The sequence below is a fragment of the Propionigenium maris DSM 9537 genome (assembly GCF_027925155.1).
Classification (GTDB): Bacteria; Fusobacteriota; Fusobacteriia; order Fusobacteriales; family Fusobacteriaceae; genus Propionigenium; species Propionigenium maris.
The window spans coordinates 54718-71617 of record NZ_BSDY01000005.1; the positions used below are offsets into that span (position 1 = coordinate 54718).

Genomic DNA, 16900 nt, shown 5'->3' on the forward strand with positions numbered 1-16900 from the left:
AAGAATTTTGGAGTTGAGGTTATTCCGTAGATTATAGAGGAGACAAAAAATCTACCCTTTTTCATTGCACAATACCATAAAAATAGGTATAATACAGCTAATGTTCAAAAAGTTTTGTTTGGATACAAGATAAACTTTAAAAATTTAACGAAATTTACTAGAAAAAGCGGAGGTATCAGATGTTGGTAGAAAGATTCTTAAAGTATGTAAAGATAGACACTCAGTCTAATGAGGAGAGCACTACTTGTCCAAGTACGGAGAAGCAATTTGACCTGGCAAAGGTAATAATAGAGGATCTAAAGGAGATAGGAATGTCGGATGTATCCATGGATGAAAATGGTTATATTATGGCAACCCTTCCTTCAAATGTAGATAAGGAGGTTCCTACAGTTGGATTCATAGCTCACATGGATACTGCTCCAGACTACTCTGGAAAGGATGTAAAGCCTAGAATAGTTGAGAACTACGACGGAGGAGAGATAGTATTAAATGAAGCAGACAATACAGTTATGTCTCCAGTGGATTTCCCTGAGCTTCCAAACTACAAGGGGCAGGACCTTATAGTAACAGACGGAACAACTCTTCTTGGAGCAGATAATAAGGCAGGAATAGCTGAGATACTTGAAGCAATGGACTACCTTGTAAAGCACCCAGAGATAAAGCACGGAGAGATAAAGGTAGGATTTACTCCAGACGAGGAGATCGGTAGAGGAGCTAACTTATTTAATGTAGAGAAGTTTGGAGCTAAGTATGCTTATACAATAGATGGGGGAGAGATTGGTGAGCTTGAGTATGAAAACTTCAATGCTGCAACTGCAACTATAAAGATAAACGGTAGAAACATCCATCCTGGAACTGCAAAGAACAAGATGGTTAATTCTGCGTTAATAGGTATGGAGTTAAATGCTATGCTTCCATCGGATCAGAGACCTGAGCACACTGAAAAGTATGAGGGATTCTTCCTTCTTATCAACATGTCTGGAACAGTTGAAAATACAAGTATGACATATATCATAAGAGACCACGACAAGGAAAAGTTTGCTGTTAAAAAGGAACTTATGGGAGATGTTGCTGAATACCTGAACAAGAAGTATGGAGCAGGATGTGTGGAGCTAGAGATCAAGGACTCATACTTTAATATGAGAGAGAAGATAGAGCCTGTAATGGAGGTTGTGGAGATAGCTAAGAAGTCTATGGAGGAAGCTGGAGTGACTCCTATAATAAAGCCAATCAGAGGTGGAACAGATGGAGCTAGACTTTCCTACATGGGACTACCTTGTCCAAATATCTTTACGGGAGGACATAACTTCCACGGAAAGTTCGAATATATCCCAGTTCAGTCTATGAAAAAATCAGTAGAAGTAATAGTTAAAGTAGTAGAAAATTATACAAAGATATAATAGAAAAAACTAATATATCACCGAAGAACCATTCATTATATGAATGGTTCTTTTTTTAATCAAACTTTAATATTTGGTAGAATAGAAGGGTTTAAAAAGATACGCACATTCATTTTATTCATTTTAAGCCTAATTATACTTGTGAAACAGGGATAAAAAGAACAAAAAGCTCTCTTGACGTTCTTTTCAATTTTGTGATAATATTACAAACATATAAGACGAATAAAAAACAGTAGTCGAAATCTATTATATGAAATTATGGTCATTCATATATTTTGTATATAGAAAGTTAAGGAGGGAAAGATGAATACTAGCACGAGTGTAAAAACGGGAGAGAAGAAAGGAGCTTTTGATAAGTTTCTTACTTTTGTAGAAGTAGCTGGAAATAAGCTGCCTCACCCTGTAGCAATGTTTTTTGGATTCTTTGTGGGGACATTAATTCTATCGGCAATTCTATCGGCAATGGGTGTAGGGGTAACCTACCAGAGAATATCAGGGGGAGAGGTAACTCATGTAACTACTGGAGTAGTTAACCTATTAACAGCAGAAGGACTTAGAGGAGTATTTACTTCTGGAGTAAAGAACTTTACAGGCCACGCAGCTCTTGGTTCTATCATCGTAGCAATGTTAGGAGTAGGTCTTGCAGAGGGATCTGGACTTATCAATGCAGTAATTAAGAAGGTTGTTCTTTCAACACCTAAGAATATGGTATCAGCAATAGTTGTATTTGCAGGAGTTATGTCAAATATCGCTTCAGATGCAGGATATGTTGTACTTATTCCTCTTGGAGCAGTAATATTTGCTTCATTTGGAAGACACCCTCTTGCAGGTCTGGCAGCAGCCTTTGCAGGAGTATCTGGAGGATTCTCAGCAAACCTTCTTGTTGGTACTACAGATCCGCTACTTGGAGGAATCACTACTCAAGCAGCCCAGATCGTATTACCTGGATATTCAGTAACACCAACAGCGAACTTCTTCTTCATGGTAGTTTCTACAGTTCTTGTAACAGTTGTAGGAGCTTTCATCACAGATAAGGTTGTAGAGCCAAGACTTGGAAAGTATGAGGGACCTAGCCTAGACATGGATTCTGGTTCTGAGCTTACAGACCTTGAAAAGAAGGGAATGAGATTTGCAGGTGTGGCATTTGTTGGATTTATAGCCCTAGTAGCTCTAATGACTGTACCTGAGTCTGGACTACTAAGATGGACACCAGCAGAGATTGCAGCTTTCGTAGAAGCTAACGGAAGAAAACCTGAAACTATGGAGATACTAAGACCATTCTTCAGTGAGTCTATCGTATACATCCTAATGCTGTTCTTCTTTGTGCCAGGTCTAGCATTTGGTATCGGAGCAAAGACTATCAAGTCTCACAGAGATGTAATTACTTCACTGACTAAGGCAATGTCATCTTGTGGAGCTATCCTTGTAATCATCTTCGTATCTGCACAGTTCGTATATGTATTTGGAAAGTCAAACATCGGAATTGTAATCGCAGTAAAACTTGCAGACGGAATGCAGGCTATGGGAATCAGTGGAATTGCAGCAGCAGTAGGACTTATCTTCCTGACAGCTTTTGTAAACCTGTTTATCGGAGGAGCATCATCTAAGTGGCTAATGCTTTCACCAGTATTCGTACCAATGTTTGTACAGCTAGGACTTAGCCCAGAGCTAACTCAGCTGGCATATAGAATCGGTGACTCAACAACAAACATTATTTCACCACTAATGTCATACTTCCCAATCGTAGTAGCTTTCGCAGCAAAGTACTCTAAGAAGGGTGAGGACATGGGTATAGGAACAATCATCGCAATGATGCTTCCATACTCTATCATCTTCCTACTATCTTGGACTGTACTATTCGTAGTATGGGTATTTGCAGGACTACCAATCGGACCAGGAGTATCACTATTCATGTAATAAAAAGAGAGGGCTTAGATGCCCTCTTTTTTATTATAAAGGAAAGTTTAAAAATCATAAAACACTTATGTGAAGCTATTAGTACTTCAACTGATTATCATGATGCAAGGTCACGTTTCTTTTTAAATTTCTGGGGCAAAGTTCCTGAAACTCATAGAAGATCTCGCTGAGGAGATAGGTGTTTATAAGGGAAAGGGCAAAGGATACCTCATATCCCCCTGGGAGGAAGAGGAAGATGGAGCTCACTCCCATGGCAAAACCATAGATGGACAAGCCCTTTACCTTGGAGCTTCTAATTGTTATGAGCTTATAGGCATAGAGGAGCTGTATAAGAGCCATTCCCCTTCTGAAAAGATCATTGGTGAGTAGAAGGGAGGTATCCGGGTAGATAAGATATACTATGGAGATAAAAAACTTAATGGCAATAAGGGTGTAGAAAAGCCAGTTTAAAGAACTAAGATCAAGCTTGGTAGCAAGAGCTTCCTTGAGTTCCCAGAGGATAGTTACAGCCACAAGGGTTGTGGTAACAGTAAATAACTTTAAGAGATAGGTATTGTCTCTGGGGAGGATAATAGATGTAAATGTAAGGATTATATAGAGGTAGCACATAGCAGAGGGGGAAGTGAATTTCCCATAGATATTTTTCATAGTAATCACCTCGGAACTTTTATTTTATATATACCCCTACTCCCATCATTTCTTTTATTGGAAATAAAAAGTAGTGTGATGCTGCACTTTGCTAAACAATGAGAACCATTATTATTTCATATAATTTTCTATAAATTTTATACATTTCTCAACAATAAAAAATGACCGAAGTAATCTTCGGTCATTTAAAGTTTTACATAGAGTTTAAAAGTCCCTCTTTAAGAGTTTTAAGGTCTCCCAGGATCTCCTTAAGAGCTTCCTTGTCCTCTATAACAAATCTAAAGTACTGGTTAAGAGTAGTAACAAGCTTATTAAGCTTAGACTTTGTAACTCCTCCCTTATAGATGTTAAGGACTTCTTCTAAAACTCCTTCCTTGGATGAAAGGACACCTTCAAAGAGCTTGATGTTGTCTATGTGCTCCCTTACAGTAGTTTCCTTTAGTTTCTTCTCCTCAAGGTGTCCCTTGAAGGCATCAAGTGGACAGGTATCAAGGTCAGCTACTCCTTCCTTCTCAACAGCTGAAGTAGCTGTTGGAGCCTCTCCAAGGGTGATATTTTCCTTTAGGAAATCGATGGAACCTGGATATGAATCCCAGTACTCCTTAAAGTTTTCCCAGTAGAAGAGTGACTTGTTCTGAATAACACTGATAGGAATATAGTTATGAGCAGAACTGTCATCTAGGATATTTCCCTCTCCGTCAAGAAGGTTTCTGAATACAGAGATACTTTCCTCGTTTAAACTACCAGTAAGTTCTGCAGCTCTCTCAAGGTCTCCCTTGATGTATTGGCAAAGAATCTCATTGAAGATCATAGCAGAGTTCTTGCTGTGATCGTAGTCTTTAGAGATCTCGATGATCTCATCGTACTTCTTCAGATCAAAAAGAGTATCCACAAGGATCTCCTTAACATCCTGGTCGTCGCTAGGATTTAATCTGATGATCGTCTTAAAGATCTCCTCAGCCTTTTTAAGAGAAGAGGTAGCAAGAGCTCTTACTCCAAGGTTATAGAGGAATCTTAGGAAGTCTCTATTTGATCCATACTTCCATGGGATAGAGTCCTCCTTGGATACTGCATTTAAGATGGTCTTAGCTTCTCTCTCTCCATTTGTGAAGAGCTTTGCCACCTTTGAGTGGTCGTTGTTTCCCTGAGCAATATCTATAAGAAGGTTATATGAAGCAAAGTGTCCCTTAAGAGATTTAATTACATCATTTAAGCCCTTCTCAGCTACTACAGGATAATCGTTTTCTAGGTTTTCCACAGCTTCATAGTGCTTTTGTATAAATTTATCGGCACTTTCTGGGAAAACAATAAGATATTCCTTGTCCGCAACTTTTTCTAGATTTGGAGTTACGAACAGATTTCTTCTTTTAAGTTTTCTTACCAAAAAAATCGCTCCCTTTTATCTAAAATTACCTCACATTGTATCATAAGTCTAAGAGTTTTACAAGCCAGGGAACCCTTGCAAGGTAGGGGTAAATAATGTATAATAAGTCAGTATTATCTCCTGTTTTATGGAGAGGATAAAAAGATATTTATTTTGAAGTGCAGCTGGTGTTTAAGATAAATTAGGCATTAGCTGTAAATTGTTTTTAGAGACAAAAAAAGGTGGGATGTAGCAATATGGAAATACTCAATATAAAAAAGATGCCTCCGTCAAGGATACTGTTACTATTTTTCCTGGTAGCAATATTCATAGGTAGTTTTCTTCTTATGCTGCCAGGGGCAACTACAGCAGGAAATGAGATCAGTTATCTGACCTCACTCTTTACAATAACATCGGCTATAGCTGTAACAGGACTTACTGTGGTGGATGTAAGCAAGGTCTTTACTCCTATGGGGAAGAGCATTATCCTTATATTTATACAGCTTGGAGGGCTGGGGATAATGTCATTTTCATCCCTTGTGTTTCTTCTTATAGGTAAGAGGATTACCTACCACGAGAGAAAGATACTGAAGGAGGACCTCAACGCAGAAAGTACTGGAGAGGTAACGGACCTTATAAAAAGAATTATAATGATGGTATTTACAATTGAATTCATAGGGGCAATTTTTTTAACCCTTGGATTTTTAAGAAGGATGCCCCTTAAAAGAGCTGTTATCTACGGGGTGTTTCACTCGGTATCAGCTTTCTGTAATGCAGGGTTTTCACTCTTTTCAGACAGCCTTGAGGGATATTCTCAAAATGTCATTATAAATATGTCGGTGGCCTTCCTTATTATATTGGGAGGAATAGGTTTTGCAGTTATAAACTCAAGCATCATGTATATCACTACCAGCAAGAAGAGGTTTAACCTCACGTCTAAGATGGCACTGTTTATATCTATAATCCTTACCCTGGTAGGGATGGGGCTCTTTCTTCTGTTGGAGTACAGGAACCCCAAGACCATAGGAGAGATGAACCTCTTCTATAAGATAATAGCTTCATTCTTTCAGAGTGTTACTACCCGTACTGCAGGATTTAACTCGGTACCCATGGGTGATCTTACCCCGGGAACTATATTTCTCTTCTGTATCCTTATGTTTATAGGAGCATCACCTGGATCTACAGGTGGAGGAATAAAGACCACTACCTTTGGAGTAATAGCCTTCTATGTAGTGGGAATAGTAAGGGGAAGAGAGGATATAGAGGTATCTAACAGGAGACTTTCATGGGAGATACTGAACAGAGCTCTGGCTATCCTTGTAATATCAGTGGCCTATGTGAGTACTATAATACTTCTGATGCTCGTATTTGATGACCTGGGATTTGCAGAGACGATATTTGAGGTGGTCTCTGCCTTTGGAACAGTGGGTCTTTCTATGGGGGTTACCCCAGAGATGAATCAGTTTTCAAAGGTGCTTATAACTATAACAATGCTCATAGGAAGACTGGGACCTCTGACATTCGCCCTGGCTCTGGGAGAGCAGAAGCAGAGGCATGCAAGAAGATATCCTAAGGAAAATATCCTGATCGGATAGAAGTTAAAGATAGACATAAAAATTTAGATGATAAAGCTTGAAAGGGAGAAAGAAGATGGGAAAACAATATCTTGTAGTAGGACTGGGAAGGTTCGGAACAAGTGTGGCCAAGACACTGTATGAAGCAGATGCAGATGTTGTGGCTATAGATGCAGATGAGGACCTTGTACAGGAAGCTATAAACAATAATATAGTAGATAATGCAGTGGCACTAGATGCTACAGATGAAAAGTCGCTCAACTCTATAGGATCGGACTTTGATGTGGCCTTTGTCTGTATAGGATCAAACCAGCAGGCGAGCATCATTATAACCCTTATACTGAAGGAGATGGGGATAAAGAATATAATAGCAAAAGCTGTAACCAAAACCCATGGAAAGGTTCTTGAGAAGATAGGAGCCAATAAGGTAATCTATCCAGAGGAGTATATGGGTAAGAGGGTGGCTCTTCTTGCAATGGAGCCTAATATGATTGAGCACCTAAGATTCTCTCAGGACTTCCTTCTATTGGAAGTAAAGTCACCTAGTGTATTCTGGGGGAAGTCTCTTATGGAGCTGGGAGTTAGAAATAAGTATAAGGTGAATGTTGTGGGGATAAAGAAGAAGAACGGTATATTAAATGCCAGTCCACAGGCAGATACCATAATAGAGAAGGAGGATGTTCTTCTTGTAATTACAGACTCCAAGACAGCCAACCAGCTGGAGAGTTTAAAGTAGTATTTAAATTGTTAGAATATGGTCCATATGAAGATATGGGTGGAAAGGGGTACCGCTACCTAGTGGTACCTTCTTTTAAAAGAATTAGGAGGAAACAGATGCATAACTTTGATGTAATAGTAATTGGAGCAGGTCATGCAGGGTGCGAAGCAGCCCTTGCAGCAGCCAGAATGGGAATGAAGACAGCTATGTTTACAATAACCCTTGATAATATAGGGGTAATGTCTTGTAACCCTTCCATCGGAGGACCTGCCAAATCTCACCTAGTAAGGGAGCTAGATGCCCTAGGTGGAGAGATGGGAAGAAATATAGATAAGACGTATATCCAGATAAGGGTTCTGAATACCAAGAAGGGACCTGCAGTTAGATCCCTGAGAGCCCAGGCAGATAAGAAGCTCTACCACATGGAGATGAAGAAGACCATTGAGAACACAGAGAACCTTGACCCTATCCAGGGGATGGTAACAGACATCCTTGTGGAGGACGGCAAGGCAGTTGGAGTAAAGATCAAGGAGGGAGAGGAGTTCAGAGCTAAATCGGTTATCGTGGCTTCTGGTACCTTTATGAGAGGACTTATCCACATTGGCGATAAGCAGTTTAAGGGAGGAAGACTGGGAGAGCTTCCATCGGAGGAGCTACCTCTATCCCTGGAAAAGCTGGGAATAGAGCTTGGAAGGTTTAAGACGGGAACTCCAGCAAGAATAGATGCAAGAACAATGGACTACACTAAGATCGAGGAGCAGCCTGGAGACGAGACACAGCTGCTGAGATTTTCAGACAGAACTGAGGACGCTGAGATAGAGGGAAGAAAGCAGATACCTTGTTATATAACCTTTACCAATACAGATGTTCACGACACGATCATCTCCAATAAGGCAAAGTCACCGCTCTTTAACGGGACTATTGCAGGTACAGGTCCAAGATACTGTCCATCTATAGAGGATAAGGTATTCAGGTATCAGGAGAAGGAGAGACACCACCTCTTCCTTGAAGTAGAGGGATATGATACCAATGAGGTATATATAAGTGGATTCTCAACATCTCTTCCTACAGATGTACAGTATGAGATGCTCCAAAAGATATCTGGTCTGGAGAAGGCTAAGATTATGAGATATGGATATGCCATAGAGTATGACTATGTGGTGCCATCTGAGATAAACTTCACCCTTGAGTCCAAGAAGGTAGAGGGACTGTATCTTGCAGGTCAGATCAACGGAACAAGTGGATATGAGGAAGCAGGAGTTCAGGGACTTATGGCAGGAATCAATGCATCCCTAAAGCTTCAGGGGAAGGATCCTCTGGTATTAGACAGAGCAGACTCATATATAGGAACCCTTATCGATGACCTGGTAACGAAGGGGACCAATGAACCATACAGAATGTTTACTGCAAGAAGTGAGTACAGACTCCTTTTAAGAGAGGACAACGCAGATCTTAGACTGAGCAAGAAGGGTTATGAGGCAGGGCTTCTATCTAAGGAACACTATGAGAAGGTACTTCAAAAAGAAGTGGATATAAAGGAAATAATAGAAAAGTTAGAAAAGCAACATGTGGGATCATCTAACCCGAGGGTAAACGAGGTACTGGAAAGAGCAGGAGAGGGTGCCCTTAAGTCTGGAACTACTCTGAAGGAGCTTCTGAGAAGACCTAGGATAAAGTATGAGGACATTAAGTATATCTCGGAGCTTGTAGAGGATTTTGAGATTGGAAACTACCCACTAGATACAGAGTATCAGGTAGAGGTACAGGTAAAGTATGCTGGTTATATTCAGAAATCCCTGAGGATGATAGAGAAGCACAAGTCTCTTGAAAATAAGGTGATACCAGCAGACTTCAACTATGATGAGATTGAAAATATCACTGGAGAGGCCAGAGAGAAGCTTAAGGAAGTGAGACCTATGAATATAGGTCAGGCATCGAGAATATCGGGAGTATCTCCAGCGGATATCCAGATACTGATGATGATATTAAAGGCAAGGGGACTGTAGAATGGAATTAAGAGAGTATTTTGTAGAGGGCCTAAATATAATAGGCGTAGAATTAACCGAGGAAATAATAGATAGATTAATGAAGTATGCAGAGCTCCTTATGGAAACCAACAAGCATACCAACCTTACAGCAATAAGGGATGAGAAGGACCTTATAGAGAAGCACTTTTTAGACTCCATGCTTGTTCAAAAGCTTATAAGAGAGGATATGACAAGTGCCATGGATATTGGGACGGGAGCAGGATTCCCAGGGATGGTTCTTGCTATTTGTAATCCACAGATAAGGTTTACCCTTATGGATTCAGTAGGAAAGAAAACCAAGTTCCTGGAGATGGTAAGGGATGATCTAGGCCTTACCAATGTCGAGGTTGTAAATGAAAGAGCAGAGGAGTATATAAAGAAGGATGGCAGAAGGGAGAGCTACGACCTTGGATTGTGCAGGGGAGTATCTAAACTAAATGTAATCCTTGAATATATGGTTCCCTTCCTTAAGGTGGATGGGGATTTCTATGCCCTGAAGATGGAGGGAACAGGGGAGGAACTGGAAGCAGAAAATGCTCTTAAAGTACTCTCCACAGAGATACTGGGAACGGAAGTGTTCCACCTTCCATACTGCAAGGATGTAAGGCATATAATAAGAATGAAAAAGAGAGAGAAAACAGATAGCAAATATCCAAGAAGAACAGGAATTCCACTAAAGAGACCCCTTTAACTAAAATTGGAGGAAACCCTATGAAGGACTTACTCAGAAGATATCATAAATATATAGTCACCTTTGGAATAGCTCTTCTCTTTATGATATTTGGGAGTCTCTATATGACAGTGAGATACAACCTTCCACAGACAGTGAGAGTAATAATCCTTGAACTTGTAGGGGCTGATATAGAGAGTAGCTCTATTACCTTTAAGAAGGGAGGCCTCATTGAAGTAAGGGATGTCACTCTTAAGGATGGAGATGAACTTATATTGGAAGCCCCCCTGGTAGAGATATCCTACAGGATATCCCGGCTTCTGAGGGGAAGGATAGATGAGATAAGAGTAACAGATCCAGAGGTATGGATTACAAGAGATGCAGACAACAATATAAATATAGTGGATGCCTTCCTAGGGAATGATGATGATGAGGAAAAATCTTCAGAGGATGAGGATGTCCCCTATGTAAATGAGGGAAGCAGTGTTCCCATCGACAGAATAAGTATGTCTGGAGGGTATCTTCACTACAGGGATACAGCCTATGAAAGACCTATTGAAAAGGATGCAACCAATGTAGCTGGTTATGTAGCCTTTGACAGGAAGTACGGTATAAGCCTGACCTTCACCGGGATCAGCCAGGGAATAAGGGGCAGGGAGGATCTGTCCTTCAGCTACAATGACAGGGAGTATCCCTATGATATAGGTGTTGTGTTAAAGGGTGTTTCCATCAATGAAGACCTGATGCAGTATGCCTATGACGACGATGAACTTACCTATATAGACGGATTAGTGGATTTGGATATGACCATCAACCCAGATGCCTTTGGGGGAAGGGGAAGCTTCTCCCAGGTAAGAGCTAACTATAAGGGACTGAAAACAGAGGTTACAGATGGTGAGGGAGAGGTGAACTTTGCAGGAGAAAAGATCTATGTAAAGGGTGAGTATATGCTGGGGGATGACCCCGGAACTCTCTTTATAGAGTATAAGGGAGATGAGGGAGTAGATATCGACTTCTACCTGGAAGATATACTCTTTGAAAAGCTGGAAGCATATGAGATGCTGGGAGAACTAGAGCTTCCAGTGGGAGATATGCTCCTGGACAGGGTCCACGTGAACCTTGCCTTTGATGCAGACTACGATTTAAAGGTCAATATAGATTTTTCCGCCCCAGAGTATACGGCAGGAGACTTTCAGATAATGGATCTCTCGGGCCTCTTCTACTATGAGGGGGGAGATAACTTCTACCTCAAAGATGTAAAGTTTAAGGGAGAATATCCCAATCCCTATATGCCCATAGACTTTTTGGTGGGAATAGATGCCAGGCTTACAGAGGATGAGGGAGAGCTCACCTATAAGATCTCTGATATTGAGAGTGAAACCAATATAGAGAGGGTTTCAGGGAGAGCTGACCTGGACTTTGTAGGAAAGAAGTTCAGCGTAGAGCTGGATTCTAAGATACTTTCCCTCACTGCAGACCTTGACCTGGAGAGAGAGCTCTTCAGTCTGAAGCAGTCTACCAAGAAAGATATAGAGGTGGAGATAGGGGGAAAAAAAGTATCCAACAGAAGTGAGCTGAACTTTGTCTATGACCTCAAGGAGAAGAGCTTTCTCCTAGGTAAGGGAGAGATAGATATAAACTACGGGGAGAGGAACCTTATAGGTAATATATCCACCCTGAAGGATAATATTAAATTTGAAAGATTTAAGTACTACGACGATACAGGAAGCGTTAGCGGAAGTGGAGAGGTTAACTTAAAGGATCTCTCCTATAAGCTTGACTTTGATGCTCAGAACCTGGACCTTGCACAATTTACAGAGGTGCAAGACCTTAAAGCCATTGGAACTATGGCAGGTAAATTTGAGGGGAAAAGGGAAGAGTTTGAGGGAAATATAAACATAAAAGATATAAGCGGAGAATATTTTTTAAAATTTAATAACCTTGAAGGGGATATCTACGTCAAAAATGATGGAGTCTTCAACTCCTATTTTAACGGGTACCTTGGAAGGGTAGAGTATGAAGGAGTATATCTCTATGATTTCCAGATAAGCGCCAGTCTAGAGGATGATATCCTGAGGATAAGAAACTTTGGAAATAACATCTCCAATATCTATGGAAGTTATAACTTCACCTCTGATCTGCTGGACTTTAAATATCATATATCGGAGATAAGCGACAGGGAGCTGGAAACCCTGGACCTCACACTGGATATTTCCTCCATCGATGGATCTATAACAGGAAGCAGCGCTGATATAAGGGTAGATTCCAATCTGGAGGAGGTAAGGTTAAAACTTTCTCAGGGAGCTCCCCTGAATATCTCGGGAAACCTTGTGTATGAAGGTGGCAGCGTATCCCTTAACCGGCTTAAGGTAAATAGAAATATGGTCTCAGGAAACTATGATTTGAGCAGTGGACTCTATAGTTTTAAGGCCAACCTTTTGGAGGAAAATATCCCCTCCTACTATGGAGATATTAACCTTAAGTACAGAGTTTTGGGAGAGGTATATCTCTGGGGAGACAGGGAGTCTACCAAGTCATACCTCAGAACATCTGTAGACAAGGTTTACCTGAGAGGTCAGCACCTGCCTAATCTTTATCTGGAGGGGAGTTTTACAGGAGGAGCCCTGAAAAATATCGCCAAGGAGGGAAGGATAGACCTTAAGCAGGTGGCCCTCTTGGATGAAAATAGGGATGAGTTACTTGCTGTAGAGGTAAAGGCAGATTTGGGAGAGAGGTCCATCTCTGCCAAGACCAAGACCACTACCCTTGATATATCGAAACTTTCATACCTTACAAACAACCTTCCCTTGGAGGGTTTAATAGATGTGGAGTTTAAGATAGAGGGAGATCTTGAAAACCTGGAGTACTACGGAGATATTTCAAGTGACCAGTTTAAGATAGGGGATATTGAACTCAACGGATTGGAGGTTTCCCTGGGAGGAGACCTAGATGGAGCCAAACTGGATGAGTTCATTGTAGAGTATGAGGGGAACAGTCTTAAAGCTGAGGGAGAGGTTGATTTAAAGAGCCTGGATTACTATTTAAATGTAAACTCCTCTGAAATAGACCTAAAGTTTCTTAATGTATTTCTGTATCCCTTTGGAGTTGAAGATATAGAAGGAATTTCTACTATTGACCTCAATCTGAAAAACAATAAAAATGAGGGAAGTTTTGTGGTGAAGGGCCTTAAGGGTAAACTTCCAGAGTATGGTATCAATATCGAAAGTGTAGATTCAGATATAAAACTCGACAATGAAAAGATATTTATAGATGAATTTAGAGGAGGTGTAAATGAGGGGAGGTTATCCCTGAAGGGATTCCTGGATATTCCGGACTTCAAGAGGATGGAGAGGGAGCTAGATCCCCTATCCCTTCTAAACTACTCCCTGAAACTGGAGATGGAGAGGCTTAGGTATGTATATGAAGATGTAATTGAAGTTGTTGTGAGCAGCAATGCAACCCTTGAAAACAATAAGATTACAGGTAATTTCATTATAAACAGGGGAGATGTAAAGGGGATTCCAGAGGTCTCAGAGGAGAATGTGGCTGAGATAAAGGGGATAGCTGCTGAAGCCCAGGGGAGCGCAATAGCTGCCAGTACAGATTTGGGAGAGGACTTTGCCATAAGAACCAGAGGAACCAAGGGGATAGAGGTGGATATAAACCTTCTCATAGAGGAGGGGATATTCATAAACCTTGAAAAGGTAGCTCCCCTTGTGGAGGACCTGGAAGCAGTAATAAAGGGAAGGGGACGTCTTACAGTGAAGGATTCCAGAGCGAGGTTTATGGGAGAGCTGAACTCTGAAAGCGGAGCTGTAACGATAAACAACAACCTCTTTGAGGTGGACAGGGCTGTTCTCCTCTTTGACGAAGAGGATGAGTATCTTCCCAATGTTAATCCAACGGTTATGCTTAATGCCAGATCTGTAATAGCCAATGAAGAGGTATATATATTAGCCACAGGGAAACTCGATGACCTGGAGATCATACTGAGCTCCAGTTCGGGACTATCCCAGGCGGATATAGCTTCCCTTCTGGCTTTCCACAACACCATGGATTCATCCTCGTCCAATGTGGTAGTAAAAAATATCCTAGACAGCCAGATATCCAGACAGGTATTCAACCCTGTATCGGGCGAGATACAGAGAATCCTGAGGATTTCTAAGTTTAAGATATCCTCGGATATCACAGCCTATGAGTATCAGGATGGTCAGTATGAGGAATCCTCCCTGGGACTGGGAGCCTCGGTAGAGGCAGAAAATCCCATCTATAAGGACAAGGTTTTCTGGAATGCCACAGCACGTATCGCCGATAACAAGGAGGGGGACTCTATAGATGAGTATGATTTCATTGTAGAGCATAGGTTTGCCCCTAACTTCGCCTGGGGAGTGGGAGTAGGTAAGCTTCCTGAGGGTAGAATTAACAGGCGTGAAGACGAATCGGGCAATTTGAACTACCATATTGATTTTAAATTCAGAAAAAGGTATAATAGCATTACGGAAATTTTCAGAAGAAAATAAGAAGTAGGGGGAAAAATGAGAAAGCAGTTGTTAGTAGTACTTGCATTCCTACTGTCATTAGTCGCTTTTGGATCGGAAGCGGTGTATGAAGTAAAGGAAATCGAGGTGACTAAAAACAGGGAAGTTCCTGTGGAAGTCATCAAATCTGTGTTAGAGTCCAAGGTAGGAGAGGGCTACTCCACTGAAACAATGGTAGAGGACTACAAGCGTGTAAAGAACCTTGAGTATATAGATGATGTTGTCATCTATCCGAGGCTTTACAGCGGTGGGATAAAGCTGAATGTTGAAGTGAAGGAAGCAAAGAATGTCAAGGAGCTCTTAGAAGCTAAAGGCATAATCCCTCTTTCTGAAAGAGAGACAGTGGATAAGTCCCTTATAGTTAGCGCCATTGAGATATTCGGAAACCGTTACGTCTCAAGGGAAGATATTATGAAGGAGATCCCTGTACAAGTAGGAGCTTACTTCTCTAGAACTAAGGTATTGGAGGGACAGAAAAATATCCTTAATACCGGATTCTTTAGAGATGTAAATCCAGAGGTTTACAGGTATGGAGACGGAGTACTTGTAAGATATACTCTTATGGAAAACCCTGTAATTACAGGTGTAAAGATCCACGGGAATACTGTTTATTCCAATGAGGAACTCATGGAAGAGATAAAGACAGTGCCAGGTGAGATCTATAACATCAACACCTTAAGAGAGGACAAGGATAGAATCCTTGCCAAGTACCATGAGAATGGTTATATTCTGACTGAGTTTACAGATATCGGGATGAATGATAACTATGAGTTGGAATTTTCTCTAAGTGAGGGTGTAGTAAGGGATATTCAGCTTAGGAAGATGGTAACCAAGCAAAAGGGTGCCAGAAGAAGACCTACTGACAATATCCTAAAAACTAAGGAGTATGTAGTAAGAAGAGAGCTGGACATCAAGGAGGGTGAGGTGTACAACCTCAACGACTTCCAGAGTTCATCGAGAGCTCTTATGAGACTGGGACACTTTAAGAGTGTAAAGCCAGAGTATAAGGATATACCTGGAGATCCCGATGGTAAGATAGTAGTTCTTCTCTTTGATGAGGAGAGAACAGCATCCCTTCAGGGAGCTATCTCATATGGTTCAGAGGTAGGTCTACTGGGAAGTATCTCAATAAAGGATACTAACTGGAAGGGAAGAGGACAGGAACTGGGAGTAACCTATGAAAGATCTGATTCAGATTACAGTAGATTCTCCATAGACTTCCAAGATCCTTGGATCAAGGATACAGACAGAATCTCATGGGGATGGAGTATCTATAAATCCCAGTATGAAGATGATGACAGTTTCCTTTTCTATGATGTAAATACCTATGGTGCTAAGTTTAATGTAGGTAAGGGACTTACAAGAAACCTGCGTTTCAGTATTGGTACTAAGGTAGAGTATGTGGAAGAGGAAGATGAAGATGGAAACAAGACCGATGACTACGGAATATTCAGTATCTATCCATCACTGACATATGACAACAGAAACCACTTCTGGAATCCAACTGAAGGAGAGTACGTGAAGTTCCAGGTAGAGGGTGGATATGCTGGAGGATATGATTCAGATGTATTTGGAAACATCACCCTGGAAGCAAGAAAGTACCACAGAGGTTTATGGAAGGACAATACCTTTGCCTACAGAGCTGTTGGAGGAATAATGTCCGACAGTACAAAGGAATCCCAGAGATTCAGAGTTGGTGGAGGAAGCACCCTAAGAGGATATGACGGAAGTTACTATAGAGGTACAGAGAAGTTTACTGCAACTATTGAGAATAGAACTCAGCTAAATGATATATTTGGTATTACTCTATTTGTAGATGCAGGAAGAGCTTGGAACCAAAATGGTAGAGATCCTAAGTATAAAGATACAGGAAGAGATGAAGAGAGCTTCCCAGATGATATGGGAGTAGGAGCTGGATTCGGATTCAGACTGAATACACCTCTAGGTCCACTTAGATTTGACTTTGGATGGCCTGTAGGAGATTCAGATAGTTCTGGAATGGAGTTCTACTTTAATATGGGACATACATTCTAATAGAAGATAGG

10 protein-coding genes are annotated in these 16900 nt (G+C 41.0%); 8 read left to right on the top strand and 2 right to left on the bottom strand.

Annotated features, from left to right (window positions below; genetic code table 11):
• Positions 1-179: 179 nt before the first annotated feature.
• Positions 180-1400 carry a peptidase T gene (pepT, locus tag QMG11_RS06295; protein WP_281834409.1) on the top strand — a complete coding sequence of 407 codons (1221 nt, stop codon included), beginning with the start codon at positions 180-182 and terminating at the stop codon, positions 1398-1400.
• Between the two features lie 303 nt (positions 1401-1703).
• A complete protein-coding gene (locus QMG11_RS06300; RefSeq protein WP_281834410.1) occupies positions 1704-3317 on the top strand; it encodes an AbgT family transporter in 1614 nt (537 codons plus the stop codon).
• Between the two features lie 78 nt (positions 3318-3395).
• On the opposite strand, the gene QMG11_RS06305 is transcribed toward QMG11_RS06300, so the two are convergent.
• Entirely contained in the window at positions 3396-3965 is a 570-nt protein-coding gene (locus QMG11_RS06305) for a hypothetical protein (RefSeq protein ID WP_281834411.1), read from the bottom strand.
• Positions 3966-4158: 193 nt separating this feature from the next.
• Positions 4159-5349, bottom strand: coding sequence for a tetratricopeptide repeat protein (locus tag QMG11_RS06310; protein WP_281834412.1), 1191 nt, complete (start codon positions 5347-5349; stop codon positions 4159-4161).
• A 236-nt stretch (positions 5350-5585) separates the two neighbouring features.
• Between QMG11_RS06310 and QMG11_RS06315 the strand changes: the two genes are divergently transcribed.
• The 6 genes from QMG11_RS06315 to QMG11_RS06340 all read left to right on the top strand — a co-directional run bounded on the left by QMG11_RS06315 (position 5586) and on the right by QMG11_RS06340 (position 16889).
• A complete protein-coding gene (locus tag QMG11_RS06315; RefSeq protein WP_281834413.1) occupies positions 5586-6923 on the top strand; it encodes a TrkH family potassium uptake protein in 1338 nt (445 codons plus the stop codon).
• A gap of 55 nt (positions 6924-6978) precedes the next feature.
• The gene (locus QMG11_RS06320; protein WP_281834414.1) at positions 6979-7638 is read left to right on the top strand and encodes a potassium channel family protein; all 660 of its coding nucleotides are present in this window, start codon (positions 6979-6981) and stop codon (positions 7636-7638) included.
• 98 nt (positions 7639-7736) lie between these two features.
• On the top strand, positions 7737-9626 hold the full coding sequence (mnmG, locus tag QMG11_RS06325; protein WP_281834415.1) for a tRNA uridine-5-carboxymethylaminomethyl(34) synthesis enzyme MnmG: 1890 nt from the start codon (positions 7737-7739) through the stop codon (positions 9624-9626).
• Between the two features lies 1 nt (position 9627).
• Positions 9628-10338, top strand: a complete 711-nt coding sequence (rsmG, locus tag QMG11_RS06330; RefSeq protein WP_281834416.1) for a 16S rRNA (guanine(527)-N(7))-methyltransferase RsmG — start codon at positions 9628-9630, stop codon at positions 10336-10338.
• 20 nt (positions 10339-10358) lie between these two features.
• Entirely contained in the window at positions 10359-14837 is a 4479-nt protein-coding gene (locus QMG11_RS06335) for a translocation/assembly module TamB domain-containing protein (RefSeq protein ID WP_281834417.1), read from the top strand.
• A gap of 15 nt (positions 14838-14852) precedes the next feature.
• The gene (locus QMG11_RS06340) at positions 14853-16889 is read left to right on the top strand and encodes a BamA/OMP85 family outer membrane protein (RefSeq protein WP_281834418.1); all 2037 of its coding nucleotides are present in this window, start codon (positions 14853-14855) and stop codon (positions 16887-16889) included.
• Positions 16890-16900: the final 11 nt, after the last annotated feature.